Here is an 18,760-nt window from a genome sequence, read left to right on the forward strand (position 1 = left end):
TGGGTCGTCCGCGATTCGAACGCGGGACCAACGGATTAAAAGTCCGCTGCTCTACCAGCTGAGCTAACGACCCTGAGCAAACATTTAGATGAAATCTTAATGTTTAGTGCAAGAATTTTGTTCTAGCACCACTGCATTTGATGGAGCGTATTGTAGCAAGATCTCCATTGAGCGCAAGTAAAAAATTCAAAAGTTGTTGGTGTTTGCTTATAAATACAACAACTTTTGTTTTTTCACTCAAAAAATAAGCGCTATTGGGTTAGAAACGATACTTGTAAGATGCAATATTGGCTTGGATTTCAGTAGTCAAGTCGGTATATGCTGTGGCTGAGGGCAATAGCACAAGTAGTTGGTCCGAAGTTTGATTTAAATCATAGCCTTGATCTTTCAGCTTGTTTTTTTGATATTTGAATGTGCCAGTGGTTTCAACGGTTTGTTGTATACGTAAAAACACAGGGACAGCATAAGCAGGAAGATTTTTTTTGAACACTTGAACCATGTCAGTTAAATCTTGCTCGCAGAGTGTCATGCCATCAAGTAGGGTAATGGCTGCCATGCCTGCACGACCATTGGTTTCAGGAATTTCGACACCATAAACGACTGCTTCTGCAATTTTAGGATATTCACTGACAATATTTTCGACTTCTGTAGTTGAAACATTCTCACCTTTCCAACGGAAAGTATCGCCTAATCGATCGACAAATTGTGCATGACGGAAACCAATATCACGGACTAAGTCACCCGTAATAAAGTACGAATCTCCTTTTTTAAAGACATCTTTCATAATTACAGATTTGTTTTTTTCAGGATCGGTGTAACCATCGAAAGGAGAGCGACTGGTAATTTTACCAATCAATAAACCGACTTCACCTTTGCTGACTTTTTTACAAAAGCCTTTTGCATCATGAATGGCTTCATTTTTTTCTTTATCGAATTGAATAATGGCATACGGTGTTGGAGAAAAGCCCACGGTATTGTCAAAGTTAAAGATATTACTAAAACCGACATTACCTTCACTTGATGCATAAAGTTCTAAAATTTCTTCTACACCAAAACGCTCTTTAAATTTGCTCCAAATGTTTGGACGCATACCATTACCAATCATTTTGGTTACACGATGTGAATGATCAAGTTCTGAAATAGGTGCATCCATCAGATAACGGCATAGCTCACCGACATAACCAATTGCAGAAGCATTATATTTTTTAACATCGGGCCAAAACTGTGAAGTGGAGTACTTACGGCGAATTGCAAGTGCTGAACTCCCTGCAATCACACCACACCAACACACCACCATACCTGTAGCATGATAAAGCGGTAGAGTGCAGTACATTACATCATCTTCTTTTAAGTTGAGAATGTGACCATACGTGCCGTAAGCGAGTGTCCAACGACTGTTGGTAAAGATTACGGCTTTTGGTAAGCCTGTTGTACCTGATGTGTAAATGTAGAATAAACCATCTGAACCTTGGACTTTATGTGTTGTCGGTACATTAAATTTTGGAAATTGATCAACAATTTCAGCAAGATTTTGGAAGCCGTTAGGTGCTGTACCTTTGTCTTGTTGTGTGGGTTGATCTGCAAACCAATAAAAACGATTAGGAGGAATGTTTAAATCTTGACGAATTTCATCAACAGCTTCACGGCATTCATCACCGATAATAAGGGCCACAGGATTAACAAGGTTGATGCTATGTGACAAAACTTTGCCTATTTGTGATGTATTCACAAGCGCAGAAGTTACCCCAATTTTAGCAAGAGCAATGACCGTTGCAATAAGTTCGGCACGGTTTTCAATAATGACAGTGACAACATCACCTTTATTTAACCCAATAGATAGGTAATAGTGTGCAATTTGGTTTGCCCAACCATTTAAGTCTTGGTAGCTATAGCGCTGCTCTTCAAAGAGTAATGCATCACCGTAAGGATTACGTTTAACTGCACGTTCAAATGCCAATCCTAAACCTGTAGGCGTTTTTGCAGTGCGAATATAAGCTTGTGACAAACCTGTAAGTAAATGAGGTACTTTGTGGAGAAATTTTGGTAGATGTGAAACAACATCAGAGATGCTGATTAAGTCATTTTGTGGTGTCTGGCTCATAGAAATCCTGTTATTTTTCGTAATCCAATCATGCCGATTTGAAGCAAAATATTTGCGCTTTTATACACCTGTCTTTTTATAGGTTAAAAACTAGTGCAATCAACCTAATTTAATAAAAAGGTTAAAAATATCCTTAAAATAACAAAAAAAACCAGTCATCGGAATGACTGGTTTTTTTTATTTTATCGCATTTGTGCAATTGATCTAAAGATCAATCACTCCGCGACTGGTGTTTTCTTTGGTGGACGACCACGTGGGCGACGTGGGCGAACAGGTTTTTCATCATCCACCTTATCTGTTGTTTCGCTAGATGTGTCTGTTTGTGCTTCATCTGTACTGACGGCTTGCTTAGTAACCGATTCAGTTAGAGCAATTCCAGTTGATTCAGTCGGTGTAACGGCTGAATCAATCGTAACAGTTTCTTCTTCAGTAGGAGCAGCATCTATAATTGCTTCAACGGTAGATTCTTCTGCTTGAACAGTTTCAGCTTGGGCAGTTTCTGTTACAGGATCATCAGCAATAACAATATCTTCAACTACTGTTTCGGTTACTTCAACGCTTGGTTGAGCTACTTCTTCAATGTGAGCATGCTTTGCTTGTTCGTGTGCTTGCTCAGCTGCTTGTTTTGCTAAACGACGACGTTCACGAGGATCATTTGCTACACGTGTATCAGACACAGCTTTTGGCGGTGTTAGATCAAGCATAGGTGCAGGTTCTGCTTCAACTTTGACTTGAGTCACAACAGCATCACGAGTAACAGGCTTTTTCTCTACTTCGACTTCAACAGTTTCAGCAGTTAAGTTTGCTGCAAACTCTTCTGTGAATTTCAGCAAAGCACGGTTAAATGTTGGAATTAAACCAAACTGTTCAATCAGAACGGCACAATCGTTACCATAAACATGGCGGATTAAGCTACCAATCGTGTATTGACCTAAAGTTGGAACTTGTGAAGGGTTTAACTTTGGTGCAGCAGCTTTAGTTTTTGCGACTTCACGTTGCTGACGACGACGTTGACGTGGATCATTGCTCGCACGAATGTCTGTAGAACGTGATTTCTCTTGTTTAGTTGTTGCAGGTGTACGTGGTACTTCTGCTTCAACGATAACTTCAGCAACGGTTGCAACAACTTCAGCAGTTACGATAGGTTGAGCTTGGACTTGCGCTGCCACTTTAACGTGCTGCGGTGCTAATGCAACAATTTCACTACGTTCATTATCAACATTAACGACCATTGCAGTTTTCATGTTGTCATGACGTGGTGCATCAACAAGGTCGACTTTTACCTGCGCTTGTTGTGGTGCAATTTTTTCTACTGCTTGTGCAACAGGGGCATTACTTTGACTTTGCTGATCTTCATTGAAGACATTTGGGTCACGGTGACGGTTTGGTCGGTTTGGACGTTGTTGATTGTTACGGTCACGGCGCGGAACAGATTGTTGTTCAACAGGAGCATCAAACTGTTGTTCACGATCTTGTTGCTGACGCTCATGACGTGATTTTGGGTTTGGACGCTTTTGTTGTTCACGTGGTTCTTGGCGTTGCTCGTGACGCTGTTCCTGACGAGGTGTTTGTACAACTTCCTCAATCACCTGATGATGTTGTTCAGGTGCTTGCTCACGAACTTCTTTTTGTTTGTGATTTGGATTGTTGCGTTTTTTGTTGTTACGCTGAGGTTTGTCATCACGTTCTACTGATTTTTCATAAGATTTTTCAGTGTAGTGATGTTGCTGATTGTCTTGTGCACGAGCAGGAGACAAATAAGCATTGGTTTCAGCAACAGGAGCAGTTTCTACAACAGCAGGAGTTGCAACAGGTGTATTGACGGTTGTGTTGGTATTGACCTGACCAAACTGACCACGGCTCACAGCACCGCCATTGATCATTTGCTCAATTGCTGCTGCTGCATTGTTTGCCGTACGTGACTGATCTACAGTGCGCGCTTGTTTTTGTACAAACAAATTTTCTAACCAAGCACATGGGCTTGATGATGCAACTTCTGCTTGTGCTTGAACATTTTGCTGACGCTGTTGAGGGCGCTGTTGTTGAACACGTTGTTGTGATTGCTGAGCATTTTGTTGTTGAACGGGTTGCTGTGCAGTCGGTTTTCTTTGTGATTTATTGTTATTACTTTGAACAGGAGCTGCTGTATGAACATGCTCTTCTTCTAAGTGCCACTCAGATGACTCATAACCCAACTCTTTTTCGCTTAAGCGTGTTGCTTCAGTACGCTCATAGCTTGTTGGTGCAAAGCCTTCAGGATTATATGAAATTTCGTAATGTGGCGTTTCTAAATGTGGATGTGGCAATACAGTGACACGTACACCCGAAGTTTGTTCTAAATAAACAAGGCTGTGACGCTTTTCATTCAATAAGAATGCAGCAATTTCAACAGGGACTTGAATTTGAACTTCACCGTGACGTTCACGTAATGCAATCTCTTCAACCTTACGCATAATGGATAAAGATAAAGAACGTAAGTCACGAACCATACCCGTGCCATGACAACGAGGGCATACATAACCCGTTGCCTCTTCAAGAGAAGGGCGCAGGCGTTGACGACTCATTTCCATTAAGCCAAAACGAGACAATTGTCCGAATTGGATACGAGCGCGGTCACTTTGTGTTGCTTCACGAAGTTTGGCTTCAACCATACGTTGGTTGCGCTCTTTGGTCATATCAATAAAGTCGATCACCACAAGACCGCCAATATCACGTAAACGTAATTGACGCGCAATTTCTTCTGCTGCTTCAAGGTTCGTGTTTAATGCTGTTTCTTCAACATCATGACCACGAGTTGATTTTGCAGAGTTAATATCAATTGAAACCAATGCTTCAGTTTGATCAATCACAATCGAACCACCAGCAGGAAGTTTAACTTCACGCTCGTAGGCTGTCTGAATTTGGCTTTCAATACCGAAATGTGCAAACAATGGTTCGTTTAATGTATATGTTTTTAACTTGTCTAACTGATTTGGCATAACTGCTTTAACGAAGTTATACGCTTCACCAAATGCTTGTTCATTATCAATTAGGATTTCAGCAACATCATCACGTAAATAATCACGAATTGCACGTGTTACCACGCCCGCTTCTTGATGAACCAACATTGGCGATGGACCTGATGTTGCAGTATTTTGAATTTGTGCCCACAGATCAAGTAAGTGTTGCAAATCTAATTGCAATTCTTCTTGGCTGCGACCAATACCTGCAGTACGTACAATCACGCTCATACCACGAGGTGTATTGAGCGATGCAAGCATATTTTTCAATTCTTCACGTACAGAACCTGAAATTTGACGACTAATACCGCCACCTTTCGGGTTGTTTGGCATAAGAACCAAATAACGACCAGCAAGTGAAATATAAGTTGAAAGTGCAGCGCCTTTATTACCACGTTCTTCTTTTTCAACTTGAACCAACAGCTCTGTACCTTCCGTGATGAGTTCACGAATGTTGCTTGTTTGGCGAGGATCGGCTTTGTAGTAAGTATTGGCAATTTCACGCATCGATAGGAAGCCCTGACGACCTGCGCCATATTCTACGAATACAGCTTCAAGCGAGGGTTCAACGCGAGTCACATGACCTTTGTAAATATTGGCTTTCTTTTGTTCACGCGTACGATTTTCTAAATCGAAATCATATAGACGGTGACCAGTAACGAGTGCAACGCGAACTTCTTCGGCATGTGTTGCATTGATCAGCATACGTTTCATGGGTGTAACACCTAATAGTGTAGTGATTCACACCGACAAATCGCTATTTTAAGTGAAGCGAACATCTACAATTTGGGTGGATCAACACTTAAATCATAGAAACATCCTTGATGATTTAAGGTTACAACCAACTTGTTGTATTTTTAGATACTTAAGTTGGTTTTGATACCGATCTATCTTGCTTGATGCTGCGTTACTTCTTTAATCTTTGCACAATTAAAGTTTTGAGTTTTTCACTGGTACTTGAAGTGGTGCATTGGATGACTGAATGTAGTCGTCTTTCCACTGTCACATTGCTCGAAGAGCGTCTCTATTTGGAGAGCGTCTTGATACGGAATTATCATCGTATCTTTACAAAATGTGCAGTTCCAATGCCTCAATCACTTATGTCCTGAATAACACTCTAAAGAAAGCAACTTGTCTGATGTGTTTCAGTTTATGTTTAAAACCAATCGCTGGACTATGACCAGTTTGGCGACATATATTTTTAAACAAACTGATTTTTGTACTTTAAATACAATTAAACGCAACAGTTTGTCTTTTTGCCGATATAATAAAGCCTTCGGCGTCGGCATATTCTTTTGGGACCTTTCCGTATCTGTCGTGAATTTTATACTGTGTGTGACATTCTCATTTTTTGAAAAAGATCACACTAAATTTCACTTACGGTGGTATCCGTGCGCTGACTATAGCAAACCTTGAATCATCTGCCTATGGGCTAGAGGCTTATTTTGTATGAAAAGTATAGTCTAAATGATCAGTTTTTAATCAAAATTTCGTTTTTTATTGGATCTCCTAACTGTATGAATTCTACGCAAGAATGGCAAAATGTAACTTGGTTTGAAGTTGACGAGTATCAAGAAGGTCAACGGATTGATAATTTCTTATTTTCTCGCCTTAAGGGTGTGCCAAAAAGCCGCATTTATCGCTTAATTCGTGAAGGACAAGTACGGGTCAATAAGAAACGTGTTAAAGCTGAAAGCAAACTTGCAATTGGCGATCAAATTCGTGTTGCACCAATTTTCTTTGAACAGAAAGAAGATGCTGCACCTGTATCTGATAAAGTTGCACAAAGTTTGCTTACTCGTGTCGTGTATGAAGATGAAGGTTTATTAGTTGTCAATAAACCTTCAGGTATTGCCGTACATGGCGGTAGTGGCGTGGCGTATGGTCTAATTGAAGGCTTACGTGCGGCAACAGGTAAAAAGTATTTAGAGCTGATTCATCGTATTGACCGTGATACATCTGGTTTGGTCATGATTTCTAAAAAGCGCAGTACTTTGAAAACGCTACAAGATTTTTTACGTGAACATAAAATTAAAAAAACCTATGCAGCGATTACTAAAGGTCAGGTAAGTTTAGATCGTCAATTGATTGATCAACCATTGCATCGTTATGAATTATCAAATGGCGAACGCCGTGTACGTGTATCGACAGAAGGTAAAGAGTCGAAAACACAGTGGAATGTACAAGAACGTTTTATGCATGCAACACTTGTGTATGCATCACCACTTTCAGGTCGTACCCATCAAATTCGTGTACATGGCTTGAGCATTGGTCATCCACTTATTGGTGATGATAAATATGGTCATGAAACAGAATATCGTGGACCAAAAGCACGCCGTTTATGTCTACATGCAATGCGTTTAGAAATTCCAGGTTATCCTGTGATTGAAGCACCGATGCCTGAAGATATGCAAAGTTTAATTGCTCAGCTCCGTGCGCAGAAAAAAGACAAAGAAACACCGACAAATTTGGATGAATGAAAAATTTAAATGAGTCACTGTGTCATTATTATTTTAAATCTCTCTTAATCCCTCTTTTTTTAAAAGAGGGAAATGCTCTTAGATCAAAGAGAAGATTATCAGTTGAATCAAATATTGGAGTCATCATGCAAAAACCTGTGGAACTGATTATTTTTGACTGGGATGGAACACTATTTGACTCAGTTGGACAAATTGTGGCGAGCTTAATGTTTGCTGCAAAACAGTTTGATCAACCACTGACAGAAGCAGATGCTAAAAGTATCATAGGTTTAGGTTTACCTGAGGTGGCGCAAGTTTTATTTCCTCAAGTGCCTGAGCTACATGCTGATATTCTAAAATGTTATGGCGATCATTATGTTGTAAATTCTACAGATGATCGTTGGTTTGATGGTGTGGCTGAAATGTTGCAGGACTTAAAAAGTCAAAATGTAAAATTGGCAGTCGCAACCGGTAAAAGCCGCCGTGGTCTTGATCGTGTTTTAACGCAAACACAAAGTCAGGATTTATTTGAAATTACTCGTGCTGCAAGTGAAACCAAGTCAAAACCTGATCCGCTGATGTTAGCTGAAATTTTACAATTTACAGGTGTAAAAGCTGAACATGCGATTATGGTTGGTGATACTTCTTATGATTTAGAAATGGCTCAGAATATTGCGATGCCTCGTGTGGGTGTGAATTATGGCGTGCATACGCCCGCAGTTTTACAGTCATTTCATCCATTAGCCGTTGTAGCTGATGTCGCTACTTTACATCAATTTTTAAATGCACAAATACGCATGAAAGAGGCAATCTAAGTTTCCGATTTTATGTGTATTTAAAATAAAATATATTTTGAATGAATCAGTGCCGTATTGGAAAGTTTTAACTTTTAAATACGGCTTTTTTTTGCATATTTTTCGGTGTTATTTATATTCGTCATCAATCAAATGCTATGTGAGTTTTTACAGATTGAGGATGTTTTAAAATTCACCTTATTAGCATTTAGTCGTAGATGCTATTTTTTTCAAAAAGGATAAATAATGAATATTGAATACTTAAATTACTTTTGTTATTGATTTTTAAAGCATGTTTGTTTCAGTCTAAACGGTAGACAAGATTTATAGGTTCTAACTATTGTCATAAATAAAATAAGTATTGGCACAAAAACAGCAATTTCTCGATGCTTAAACTGTTTATAAAAGTACACGTTTTAAAATATGAAGTGGTTAGATGTGGGTAAACTGCATAGATGATCTGCACCATATTTACGTCAAATTTCACATGTTATATGTAGAAATTCAGCCCTCTAAAACGTGACTGACCCATTTTGCAGTTTAAGGAAACATGATGTCGAATTCTGCTGTTGTTGAAACAAGTGTTGAAGTGGTTGCTTTGGCTTTAAGAGAAGCTGAATTGTCAAAAAATGCGATTGCACCTGTGCGCCCACAATTGGGTCGTGAAAGTGCAGATGTGGATGTTGCTTATGCTGTGCAAGAAGTAAATACACAACGTGCGTTAGCTGAAGGTCGTCGTTTAGTGGGTCGTAAAATTGGTTTAACGTCAGTTGCGGTACAAAAGCAATTGGGTGTGGACTCTCCTGATTTTGGTATGTTATTTGCTGACATGTCGTATGGCGATGGCGAAGCGATTCCGACAGGATTACTGATTCAGCCAAAAGTTGAAGCTGAAATTGCTTTGGTTATCAATAAAGATTTAACTCAAGAAAAACACACTTACGCAGATATTATCAGTGCAACTGAATATGCATTGCCTGCTGTAGAAGTAGTCGATAGCCGTATCGAAAATTGGAAAATTTCATTGATTGATACCGTTGCAGATAACGCATCTTCTGCAGCTTATGTTTTGGGTTCACGTCCTGTGAAACTTGAAGATCTTGACCTTGTAAATTGCAAAATGACTATGACTTGTCGTGGGGAAGTGGTTTCTCAAGGTATCGGTAAAGCATGTTTATCGAATCCACTCAATGCTGCTGTATGGCTTGCCGATGAGATGGTACGCCGTGGTCGTCCATTACTTGCAGGTGACATCATTTTAACAGGTGCGCTTGGGCCAATGGTTGTTGCCAATGCCGGTGATGAATTCCTTGTTGAAATTGAAGGTTTTGGTTCAGTAACTGCGGCATTCGCTGCGGAATAAGATTTTACATCGACAGTATGAATTCATTAAAACTGACTACATTTTCAATTAAAAAGAAAAGTAAGAGTTTTTGAGTGCTGTCTGATCACGCTATTTTGAAGAGATATCGTTCATGAAAAAAATTAAATGTGCCTTGATTGGTCCAGGTAATATCGGTACAGATTTACTTTATAAATTACAACGCAGTGAATGGTTGGAGCCAGTATGGATGGTGGGTATTGATCCAACATCGGAAGGTTTGGCTCGTGCTGAAAAAATGGGTATTAAAACCACAAGTGATGGTGTTGATGGGTTACTTCCTCACGTTCTAGAAGATGAAATCAAAATTGCTTTTGATGCAACATCTGCCTATGTGCATGCTGAAAACAGTCGTAAGTTAAATGAACTTGGCGTGTTGATGATCGACTTAACACCTGCTGCAATCGGTCCATTTTGTGTACCTCCAGTCAATCTTGAAGCCTTGCTTGAAGCAGGCGAAGTACCGAATGTGAATATGGTGACATGTGGTGGTCAAGCAACAATTCCAATGGTTGCTGCTATTTCACGTGTTCAGTCTGTGAACTATGGCGAAATTATTGCCACTGTATCGACAAAATCTGTTGGACCAGGGACACGTAAAAATATTGATGAATTTACTCGTACCACGGCGGGTGCAATTGAGCAGGTTGGCGGTGCGAAGGCAGGTAAAGCGATCATTATCATTAACCCTGCTGAGCCCCCACTCATGATGCGTGACACCGTACATTGTTTAGTTGAAGGTGAGCCTGATCAGGCTGCAATTACGGAATCTGTGCATGCCATGATTAAGGACGTTCAAAAATATGTTCCAGGTTATAAACTTGTAAATGGTCCTGTATTTGATGGTAACCGTGTTTCAATCTTCTTAGAAGTTGAAGGTTTGGGTGATTATTTACCTAAATATGCTGGGAACTTGGACATTATGACGGCAGCTGCTGCACGTACTGCTGAAATGTTTGCTGAACGTCTCATTGCGAATCAAACCACTGAAGCTTAAGGATGAATACCATGTCTAAAATTATTATTAATGATATGACACTACGTGACGGTATGCATCCGCAGCGTCATCAAACCTCTATTGAGCAAATGATTGCCATTTCAACTGCACTTGATGATGCTGGAGTCCCACTGATTGAAGTGACACATGGTGATGGTCTTGGTGGAAATTCAGTAAATTACGGTTTTGCTGCTGCAACAGACGAAGAGTATTTATCTGCTGTTGTGCCGTTGATGAAAAATGCCAAAGTCACTGCATTGTTACTTCCTGGAATTGGTACGGTTGATCATTTGCATATGGCGCATGAAATTGGTGTTTCTACCATTCGTGTGGCTACACATTCAACAGAAGCAGATTGTTCAGAGCAGCATATTACTGCTGCTCGTAAGTTGGGTATGGATACTGTAGGCTTTTTGATGATGGCGCATATGGCATCTCCTGAGCATCTTCTAGAAGAAGCGAAAAAGATGGTATCTTATGGAGCAAACTGTATTTATGTAACCGATTCTGCTGGTTATATGTTGCCAAATGATGTCACAGATCGTATTGATACTTTACGTCAAAGTTTAGATTCAAATATAGAAATTGGTTTCCATGGTCATCATAATTTAGGTATGGGTGTGGCAAATTCTGTTGCAGCTGTAAATGCAGGTGCAATACGTATTGACTTGGCATCTGCTGGTCTTGGCGCAGGCGCAGGCAATACACCGCTTGAATTGTTTGTCGCTGTTGCTAACCGTATGAAAATGGAAACTGGCATCGACTTGTTTAAAGTACAAGACATTGCAGAAGACCTTGTTATTCCAATGATGCACAATCCAATTCGTGCAGACCGAGATGCAGCAACGTTAGGCTATGCGGGTGTTTATTCATCTTTCTTATTGTTTGCAAAACGCGCTGAAGCAAAATATGGTGTATCTGCACGTGATATTTTGATGGAGTTAGGGCGTCGTGGTACGGTTGGTGGTCAGGAAGATATGATTGAAGATTTAGCATTGACTATGTCTAAAGCCAAAGAAGCGCATGCTTAAGTCGGATTAACGAAATAAGTACAGGAAATTTATCCTGTACTTATTTTTATGGATTAGACAAATAGAATATTAAAAATCAGGTTTTAGAAAAAGTACCCAATTGAAAAGGCAAACATTTTATTGGTGTCTTGATTATCACCTTGAGCGAGTGAAGTGCTACTGCCACCAACAGCAGGGTCATTTTTACTAATGATATATTCTGCTTGAACACCAATGTCTTTATAGAAGAAATACACCCCAGCATTGATTCGTTCTGAATCAAGATATCCTTGCTGATCTTTATAGTATTTTCCATAAGATAGATAAGGTTTAATTTCAGGAACATTTTCAAAAGGTTGTTTGATCGAGTAATTGATTTCGTTCAACATAAAGTTGCCATCATTGGCAACTTGATAAGAAAAATCGCGAGCACCTAATGTCGAATCATTTGGACGCAATGCATCTGCATTGTCTACTTTTTGCTGTCCTGCGATAATCAACCACTGCCAGTTTTGATAATCCGTTGTGGCAAAAGCATTCCAAGAGTCTCGTTTGCCCGTTTCACCACTGATTCGATTGTCTAGGTCAGAGTGTAAATATGATGCACCAACTTCAGTTTTAAAGTTCTTTTCTGCATCAATTTTAAATGTTTTAGCAAAGCGTGTTGCCCAGATATTTTCTTCTTCAATATGTGTCCCGTTTTCAATATCATCAGCTTCGACATAACTCACGCCATAGCGGCTTGAGTCTTTACTTACACCTTTAAAATTGCCACTATCTTTAGGATAAAAACCAAGTGTAAATGCGTAGTCATTTTGATTTAAGTTATATTTAATACCGACGTTTTCTACGCCTTCAAAACCCATTGAGGAGAACAGTGAGCCATAGTTGGTGTTACCCCAGTATCGACCAAAACCGAACTCAACATCTTGTTGACCTGCTGAAATACGGCTATGTTCATTGAGTTTATAGCCTAACCAAGCATCACGGATAAAGACTGCATCACATAAACGATCATATTGGTAGCAACGAGCTTCGAAAGAGGCAAGCCAATTGGGATTTTCATAATTTAGCATCAGTTTAATATCGAGGAATTTGAATTGTCCATTGGTCGAACCTTCGCTCATATCATCAGCAAAATCTTTGTAAACATAAGCACCACGAACAGCACCGCCAATATTTAGACTACCGATATCCGTTTTTGAGTCACCTATATTGATCGTTCCTGCGTGTGCAGAACCTGTACCGATGAGTGTAGAAAGCGCAAGAAGGGTAAAAATTTTATTCATCTTAATAAGTCCCTGTTTAAGATGGAGGTATTAATAACTGCTACAAAAATGCAGGCAGAGTACAAGCACTCAATACAAAAAATGATGTATTGAGGCTGTACGAAATGATTAGATTAAATTTGAAACAAGAGGGGTTTTATCGGCTCAATGTTGTGGCACTTTCCATGCGCTTTGTACTTGTTGAGCAATTGCAGGATAGTTCATTACGAAACGAACATGCGTTTCTACGCCAGTTTTTAAAGTTGCATCATCAACAATGAATTCAGAGCTGTGATTTGGTGCCGCTTTAGCCATATCTTGGTTGTCAGGCGTTGCACCAAGGAAAACAAATAGAGACGGCATTAATGTCCCATAATAGGCAAAGTCCTCGCTTGGGCTAGCATTGTTATCCATAAGATGTAATTGAGATTTGCCGACCACCGTTTCAAGTGCTGGTGCTATAAGTTCGGTTAATGTTTTATTGTTACTGGTGACAGGCGCATAAGATGAAATTTCAACATTTGCTGTGACATTATTCGCAAGAGCAGTAGATTTCACCATTTCTGGGAGTTTTTTCAATATATTCTGGCGGATGTCTTCATGATTAGTACGGATAGTCCCTGCCATCGATACTTCTTCGGGAATAACATTGCTTACTGTCCCACCTGCAATTTTACCTACACTGACAACGCCCATACCTTTAGTTAAGTTTGAATGGCGACTGATCAGCGTTTGTAGGTTATTAATCACTTGAGCCGATGCCACGATTGGATCTGTACCTGCCCATGGCATAGATGCATGGACTTGTTGCCCTGTTAATTTAATACGGAATTCATCTGCACTATTTAAAATCGCACCACTTTTATAAAAAAGGTTGCCAGTTGGCATACCAGAAATCACATGCATTCCGAAAATAACTTCAGGTTTGTTCTGTTTAAATGCACCATCGGCAATCATTTTACGAGAACCAATTTGGTCACCTTGGGTAAAATTATCGATGTCTGCTGCGCCTTCTTCAGCAGGTTGGAAAACAAAAACAACAGTACCCGCAAGTTTCTCTTTATTTTCAGCTAGAACTTTAGCAGCACTGAGTAACATTGCTGTATGCGTGTCATGACCGCAGGCATGCATCACAGGTTCTTGCTTTCCTTGGTAAAGCGCTTTCTCTTTACTCGCAAAACTTAGTCCAGTTTTTTCCTGTACAGGTAATGCATCCATATCTGCACGAAGTGCCATGACAGGGCCAGGTAATGCACCTTTTAAAATACCAATCACACCAGTTTTAGCGAATCCAGTTTTGACATCAATCCCATACGATTTAAGCTCTTTTTGCACAAGCTTAGAGGTTTTGAATTCCATATTACCAAGTTCAGGATATTGATGAATTTGATGGCGGAGTTGAATAGTCTGGGCTTCAACTTGAGTAGCAGAGTCTTTAATCCAATCTGCTGAACTGACTTGACTCATACCAATAAGTGGTAGTGTTAAAAATAGTGTTTGAATTCCTTTCATAACCTTATTTCCTTTGCATTTTAAACGATGAGAAGGGTAAGGGTTCTTTTTCTTAAATTCAAAAACTTTAAAAGTATATTAATATCTATGTGAAGTATTTGCTAAAGATACAAGAAATCAGAACTTCACTAAAATGCTGGAATTCTTATGCGCTAAAATATTTTTTTTAAAAAAAGGTAATGAATAATTAGATATTGATGATGTTTCAATTCACAAAAAAATGGTTTAAGACAACTTATATATTTGAAAAATTAGGCAGATAAAACACATCTAATGGGACAATTTTTATCTATTTTTAAAGGCTGAAAATCTTAGATATATATTATAAAGCGATGATCTGATATTTGAATTATATCAATTTAATGCTGTGCATAAAAAATGAAAATAATCGCTTAAACTTAAAAGCGATTAATCTAATATTTTTATGTGATATTTATGATTTAAATTATAAAAATAAGCTATAAAACAGAAAATTACCTGTGATTTCTGATCGAAGTGTAAAAAACACTTAGTGCTAAAAAGTATAAGCATTTATACAACAATAAATACTGGGTTGTATTGGGGGGAAATATTAATACTCTAGTCTGATTTTTTCAATTGAGTGAGTTCAGCATGATGTATACATCACTTAAACTGATGATTGGAAAATTTAGTCATGCGTCGTCAAACACTATGGATAGTAATGAGTGCTGTAACAGTTTTTTTAGGGACAACTGCGACTTACGCAGATTTTGTTGACGACAGTCAAGTACAACTTAAATTACGCAACTTCTATTTAGACCGCCAATTAGACCAACCTGATCCTACTAAACCACAAGATTTTGGCAGTTGGTCGCAAGGAATAACACTTGATGCAAAATCAGGTTATGCCAAGATTGGTTCAGTAAACGTTGGTGTTGATGTTTTGGCACAGTATGCATTACGCCTGAGCGGAGATCGTGGCGATAATGATTACGTGATGCCTTACGATTATAATAGCAAAGAGCAAGCTCGTGATAACTTAAAAGTAGGCGCAACGCTAAAAGCGAAGATTAGCCAAACTGAATTGAAAGTCGGTGAGATTTTACCTGTATCACCTGTAGTGCATTTTGACCCATCTCGTCAATTGCTCACGACTTTTGAAGGTGCTTGGTTAGAGTCTAAAGACCTTAAAAATACCAAAGTCACCTTGGGGTATTTAGATGGAATCAATGCACGTTATGAAAACCAAGTGCATGATTTTGGGCTTTGGCCAAATGAACTGAATACTGATAAAGGTAAGGTTCGTGTAGGTGATAGCGAAAGTATGCTTATAGCAGGTGTTGATTATCAAATTACGCCTGAGCTGGTAGCGAGCTATTTCTACGCCGATGTAGACAATATTTACCGTCAAAACTATTTAGGTTTTGCATTCAATAAAAAGTTGGATGGGCATAATAAAATAGCCACACACATTCGTTATTTTGATAATCAAAATTCAGGCGATGCAATTTATGGTGAGATTGATAACCAAGCGCTGTCGTTAAAAGGTGCTTGGACACATGACAACCATACGATTGATGTGGGTTATCAGCAAATTTTTGGCGATACGGGTAATGTAAATGCGATGTTCCCAACATTGTCAGGTTGGGTGCCACAGCCTTATTTGGTGAACTGGTCTGTAGCCAGCTTTATTCGTAAGGATGAGCGTTCTTGGAGTTTGGGCTATACCTATGACTTTAAAGATACTGTTGTAAAAGGACTGACTGTGACAGCACGTCATTATGATGGCAGTAATATTCAAAATAATAATGGCACACGAGGCAAAGAGCAGGAAGACAACTTAATTGTGAATTATGTTGTTCCTGAAGGGAAGTTGAAAGGCTTAGGTTTTCAGTGGATGTATATTAATGTGAACTATGCAAATGTGCCAGGCTTTGTAGATTTGCAAGAAAATCGAGTAGCAACAACATATAGCTATCGCTTCTAAACGAATAGGTCTGTGATGAATAAACAACGTGTTGAGTATTCAGCACGTTTTTATTTTAAAAATTTAAATAAAACAATAATTTAAATAATCGTTATTTTGTAGTTTCTCATCGTTATTAAGTATCAATTTGCTTGTCATTCACAGGTATATTTATGCTGTTCAATAGGCAATTTGAATCTATCAAAATGTATTTCAATAGATTCATCCCATAGATTAAGCTGTAAAAGGAATAGGTATGAGTACTGTGCAAATCCCAGAATATAAGACTGATGCATTCTTTGGTTTAGAGGATAAATGGATTGAAACTGCTGAAGGTGAATTGACGCACTATCATGAAGTGGGTGAAGGTACACCAATCCTATTTTTACATGGTTCAGGCACTGGTGTTTCTGCGGCGGCAAACTGGTGGTTGAACTTGCCACAAATTGGTGAGCATGCACGCTGTATCGCTATTGACACCATTGGTTATGGTCAAACTGTTGTTGCACCCAATACTGCTTATGGTATCCGTGCTTGGGTTGATCATGCTGTACGTACTTTAGATGCTTTGGGTATCGAAAAAACATGGATTGTAGGCAATTCTTTAGGTGGTTGGTTGGCTTTCCAATTTGCACTTGATTATCCAGACCGTGTTTTGGGTATCGTGTCTATGGGTACAGGCGGTGCGAAACAAACTGCGGCATTGAAAGCACATGCAAATCCTGAGTTAACTGTAGATGGGATTAAAAAGACTTTATCTATGTTCGTTGTAGATAAATCTTTAATCACTGATGAATTAGTTAAAGTACGTTTTGCTTCTGCTGAAAATGACTATGCATCGAATCGTTTGATGGATGTTGTAGGCGCACGTGATCGTGATCGTTTCGAGTTCCCGCTTGATTTTGACAAAATGAAAGACATTACAGTGCCTGTACTTTTAATTCATGGCGTACAAGATGTGGTGATTCCAGTGTCTCGTTCGTGGGATATTTTAAATACTGTGCCACATGCCGATGCACACATTTTCAGTCAGTGTGGTCATTGGTCTCAGGTTGAGAAAGCCGAAGAGTTTAATACTGTGATTAAAGATTATTTAACTGCACGTGGTGTATAAGTATTTTTAATACTTTATAGATGTTGTAGTAAAAGAAGGATGGCGAAAGCTGTCCTTTTTTATTGGTTTGATTAATCCCCCCTGAGTCCTAATGCTGATCAGTTAAGTAAAATGATTCTACAAACCATGTAAATCTCCCCTAACCCCTCTTTGAAAAAGAGGGGAACTTTTCTCAAACTTTATCCGATTTAGTGGAAAGAAACACCCTCCTTTGAAAAAGGAGGGCTGGGGAGGATTTAAAAGGGAGTTTGAGAGGAATTTTAAGGCTTTAACTGATTGGTAGGATAGGCAAGCATTACACTTCACTCAAATAAAACTCGCAGCGACATTAATGCAAATCGCTAAAATTGTAGTGTTAAATCCATATGCCAAAAGGATATGGAGCGTGTTTAAAATTCGCATGGAGCGTGAAGTGATATTGACATCGGCAGTTTGTGCGGAAGTTCCACAAACATAGCTAAAATAGATAAAGTCAGGATATGTTGGTTCAGGTGTTTTAGGGAAATCTAATCCGCCATCTTGATGTTTGGCAACAGCTAAATAAAAGTCATGTGCATAGTGAATGGCAAAAATAGTATGCATAAATAACCATGCACAGATGATTGTGGAAATTGCGAGTACAAGATGTCCTATCTTAATGATGGCAATATCGGGTAAATGTACCAATTCAATCACAATCGCAATAAAACACATGAGTAGTGATAAAATAACGAGAAAAATAATCAACCACTTACTGGCATCTTGTTGCTGAGCACGTTTTAAAATATGTGCATGATTTGCGCTCCACAAGACTTTCATGGTGAGTATGAGATAAACCACCACTGCAATATTCCAACTGATTAAAAGTATAGTTGACCATTGCCAATTTGTACTTATGTTGATGATGCAATATAAAATAGCAATCAACGGAAAACTAATAAAAAAATAGGGACGTGATTGTATAGCTACTTTAAAATGATGAAGCGCATGTATTGTCATAAGAGACATGACCTCATTTTTAATGGTTATATTTAATTACAAATAATCAAATTAGGTTCTGCTCAAATCATTAGACTTAAGTTGTAGTAAGAAAGACATTCTATTTCGATTATAAGTGTGATTTTTCTGTTTAAAAAGAACTCAATTTATAAATTAAGTTCATCAGTGATGAATTATTCAACTAGAATTAAAATTATAAAGTGTGAATAAGTACTCACTT

Annotated in this window: 12 protein-coding genes and 1 tRNA gene; 7 read left to right on the forward strand and 6 right to left on the reverse strand. The window is 38.8% G+C overall.

Annotated elements, in window-relative coordinates; genetic code table 11:
- The 3 genes from ACK2M2_RS14685 to ACK2M2_RS14695 all read right to left on the reverse strand — a co-directional run bounded on the left by ACK2M2_RS14685 (position 1) and on the right by ACK2M2_RS14695 (position 5,814).
- Positions 1-73: transfer RNA gene (locus tag ACK2M2_RS14685), tRNA-Lys, on the reverse strand.
- A 186-nt stretch (positions 74-259) separates the two neighbouring features.
- Entirely contained in the window at positions 260-2,101 is a 1,842-nt protein-coding gene (locus ACK2M2_RS14690) for a long-chain-acyl-CoA synthetase (protein ID WP_419349597.1), read from the reverse strand.
- Positions 2,102-2,316: 215 nt separating this feature from the next.
- Positions 2,317-5,814: an Rne/Rng family ribonuclease gene (locus tag ACK2M2_RS14695; RefSeq protein ID WP_419349599.1), complete on the reverse strand. Its 3,498-nt coding sequence runs from the start codon at positions 5,812-5,814 to the stop codon at positions 2,317-2,319.
- An 803-nt stretch (positions 5,815-6,617) separates the two neighbouring features.
- Here ACK2M2_RS14695 and ACK2M2_RS14700 point away from each other — a divergent pair.
- From ACK2M2_RS14700 to dmpG, 5 genes are all read left to right on the forward strand, one after another.
- Entirely contained in the window at positions 6,618-7,580 is a 963-nt protein-coding gene (locus ACK2M2_RS14700; RefSeq protein ID WP_409512780.1) for an RluA family pseudouridine synthase, read from the forward strand.
- Positions 7,581-7,705: 125 nt separating this feature from the next.
- The gene (locus ACK2M2_RS14705; RefSeq protein ID WP_409512781.1) at positions 7,706-8,374 is read left to right on the forward strand and encodes an HAD-IA family hydrolase; all 669 of its coding nucleotides are present in this window, start codon (positions 7,706-7,708) and stop codon (positions 8,372-8,374) included.
- 532 nt (positions 8,375-8,906) lie between these two features.
- Positions 8,907-9,716, forward strand: a complete 810-nt coding sequence (gene mhpD / locus ACK2M2_RS14710) for a 2-keto-4-pentenoate hydratase (RefSeq protein ID WP_419349601.1) — start codon at positions 8,907-8,909, stop codon at positions 9,714-9,716.
- A gap of 112 nt (positions 9,717-9,828) precedes the next feature.
- Positions 9,829-10,731: an acetaldehyde dehydrogenase (acetylating) gene (locus tag ACK2M2_RS14715; protein WP_419349603.1), complete on the forward strand. Its 903-nt coding sequence runs from the start codon at positions 9,829-9,831 to the stop codon at positions 10,729-10,731.
- 11 nt (positions 10,732-10,742) lie between these two features.
- Complete coding sequence (gene dmpG, locus ACK2M2_RS14720; protein WP_419349605.1) at positions 10,743-11,762, forward strand: 4-hydroxy-2-oxovalerate aldolase; 1,020 nt, start codon at positions 10,743-10,745, stop codon at positions 11,760-11,762.
- 83 nt (positions 11,763-11,845) lie between these two features.
- Here dmpG and ACK2M2_RS14725 read toward each other — a convergent pair whose 3' ends face one another.
- Together ACK2M2_RS14725 and ACK2M2_RS14730 are read right to left on the reverse strand one after the other, a co-directional pair.
- Positions 11,846-13,030 carry a porin gene (locus tag ACK2M2_RS14725; protein ID WP_419349607.1) on the reverse strand — a complete coding sequence of 395 codons (1,185 nt, stop codon included), beginning with the start codon at positions 13,028-13,030 and terminating at the stop codon, positions 11,846-11,848.
- Positions 13,031-13,174: 144 nt separating this feature from the next.
- A complete protein-coding gene (locus ACK2M2_RS14730; RefSeq protein WP_419349609.1) occupies positions 13,175-14,521 on the reverse strand; it encodes an amidohydrolase in 1,347 nt (448 codons plus the stop codon).
- A 655-nt stretch (positions 14,522-15,176) separates the two neighbouring features.
- Here ACK2M2_RS14730 and ACK2M2_RS14735 point away from each other — a divergent pair.
- Together ACK2M2_RS14735 and ACK2M2_RS14740 are read left to right on the forward strand one after the other, a co-directional pair.
- A complete protein-coding gene (locus ACK2M2_RS14735) occupies positions 15,177-16,469 on the forward strand; it encodes an OprD family outer membrane porin (protein WP_419349611.1) in 1,293 nt (430 codons plus the stop codon).
- A gap of 235 nt (positions 16,470-16,704) precedes the next feature.
- On the forward strand, positions 16,705-17,562 hold the full coding sequence (locus ACK2M2_RS14740; RefSeq protein WP_409512788.1) for an alpha/beta fold hydrolase: 858 nt from the start codon (positions 16,705-16,707) through the stop codon (positions 17,560-17,562).
- Between the two features lie 306 nt (positions 17,563-17,868).
- On the opposite strand, the gene ACK2M2_RS14745 is transcribed toward ACK2M2_RS14740, so the two are convergent.
- On the reverse strand, positions 17,869-18,540 hold the full coding sequence (locus ACK2M2_RS14745; protein WP_409512789.1) for a DUF1345 domain-containing protein: 672 nt from the start codon (positions 18,538-18,540) through the stop codon (positions 17,869-17,871).
- Positions 18,541-18,760: the final 220 nt, after the last annotated feature.

Origin of the sequence: Acinetobacter sp. TY1, assembly GCF_048551395.1 — a bacterium.
In the GTDB taxonomy this organism is placed as follows: domain Bacteria; phylum Pseudomonadota; class Gammaproteobacteria; order Pseudomonadales; family Moraxellaceae; genus Acinetobacter.

What these genes read in the sequence shown, in the direction of transcription:
- ACK2M2_RS14690 (WP_419349597.1), bottom strand. Translation starts at nt 2,101, where the DNA reads ATGAGCCAGACACCACAAAATGACTTAATCAGCATCTCTGATGTTGTT.
- ACK2M2_RS14695 (WP_419349599.1), bottom strand. Translation starts at nt 5,814, where the DNA reads ATGAAACGTATGCTGATCAATGCAACACATGCCGAAGAAGTTCGCGTT.
- ACK2M2_RS14700 (WP_409512780.1), top strand. Translation starts at nt 6,618, where the DNA reads ATGAATTCTACGCAAGAATGGCAAAATGTAACTTGGTTTGAAGTTGAC.
- ACK2M2_RS14705 (WP_409512781.1), top strand. Translation starts at nt 7,706, where the DNA reads ATGCAAAAACCTGTGGAACTGATTATTTTTGACTGGGATGGAACACTA.
- mhpD (WP_419349601.1), top strand. Translation starts at nt 8,907, where the DNA reads ATGTCGAATTCTGCTGTTGTTGAAACAAGTGTTGAAGTGGTTGCTTTG.
- ACK2M2_RS14715 (WP_419349603.1), top strand. Translation starts at nt 9,829, where the DNA reads ATGAAAAAAATTAAATGTGCCTTGATTGGTCCAGGTAATATCGGTACA.
- dmpG (WP_419349605.1), top strand. Translation starts at nt 10,743, where the DNA reads ATGTCTAAAATTATTATTAATGATATGACACTACGTGACGGTATGCAT.
- ACK2M2_RS14725 (WP_419349607.1), bottom strand. Translation starts at nt 13,030, where the DNA reads ATGAATAAAATTTTTACCCTTCTTGCGCTTTCTACACTCATCGGTACA.
- ACK2M2_RS14730 (WP_419349609.1), bottom strand. Translation starts at nt 14,521, where the DNA reads ATGAAAGGAATTCAAACACTATTTTTAACACTACCACTTATTGGTATG.
- ACK2M2_RS14735 (WP_419349611.1), top strand. Translation starts at nt 15,177, where the DNA reads ATGCGTCGTCAAACACTATGGATAGTAATGAGTGCTGTAACAGTTTTT.
- ACK2M2_RS14740 (WP_409512788.1), top strand. Translation starts at nt 16,705, where the DNA reads ATGAGTACTGTGCAAATCCCAGAATATAAGACTGATGCATTCTTTGGT.
- ACK2M2_RS14745 (WP_409512789.1), bottom strand. Translation starts at nt 18,540, where the DNA reads ATGACAATACATGCGCTTCATCATTTTAAAGTAGCTATACAATCACGT.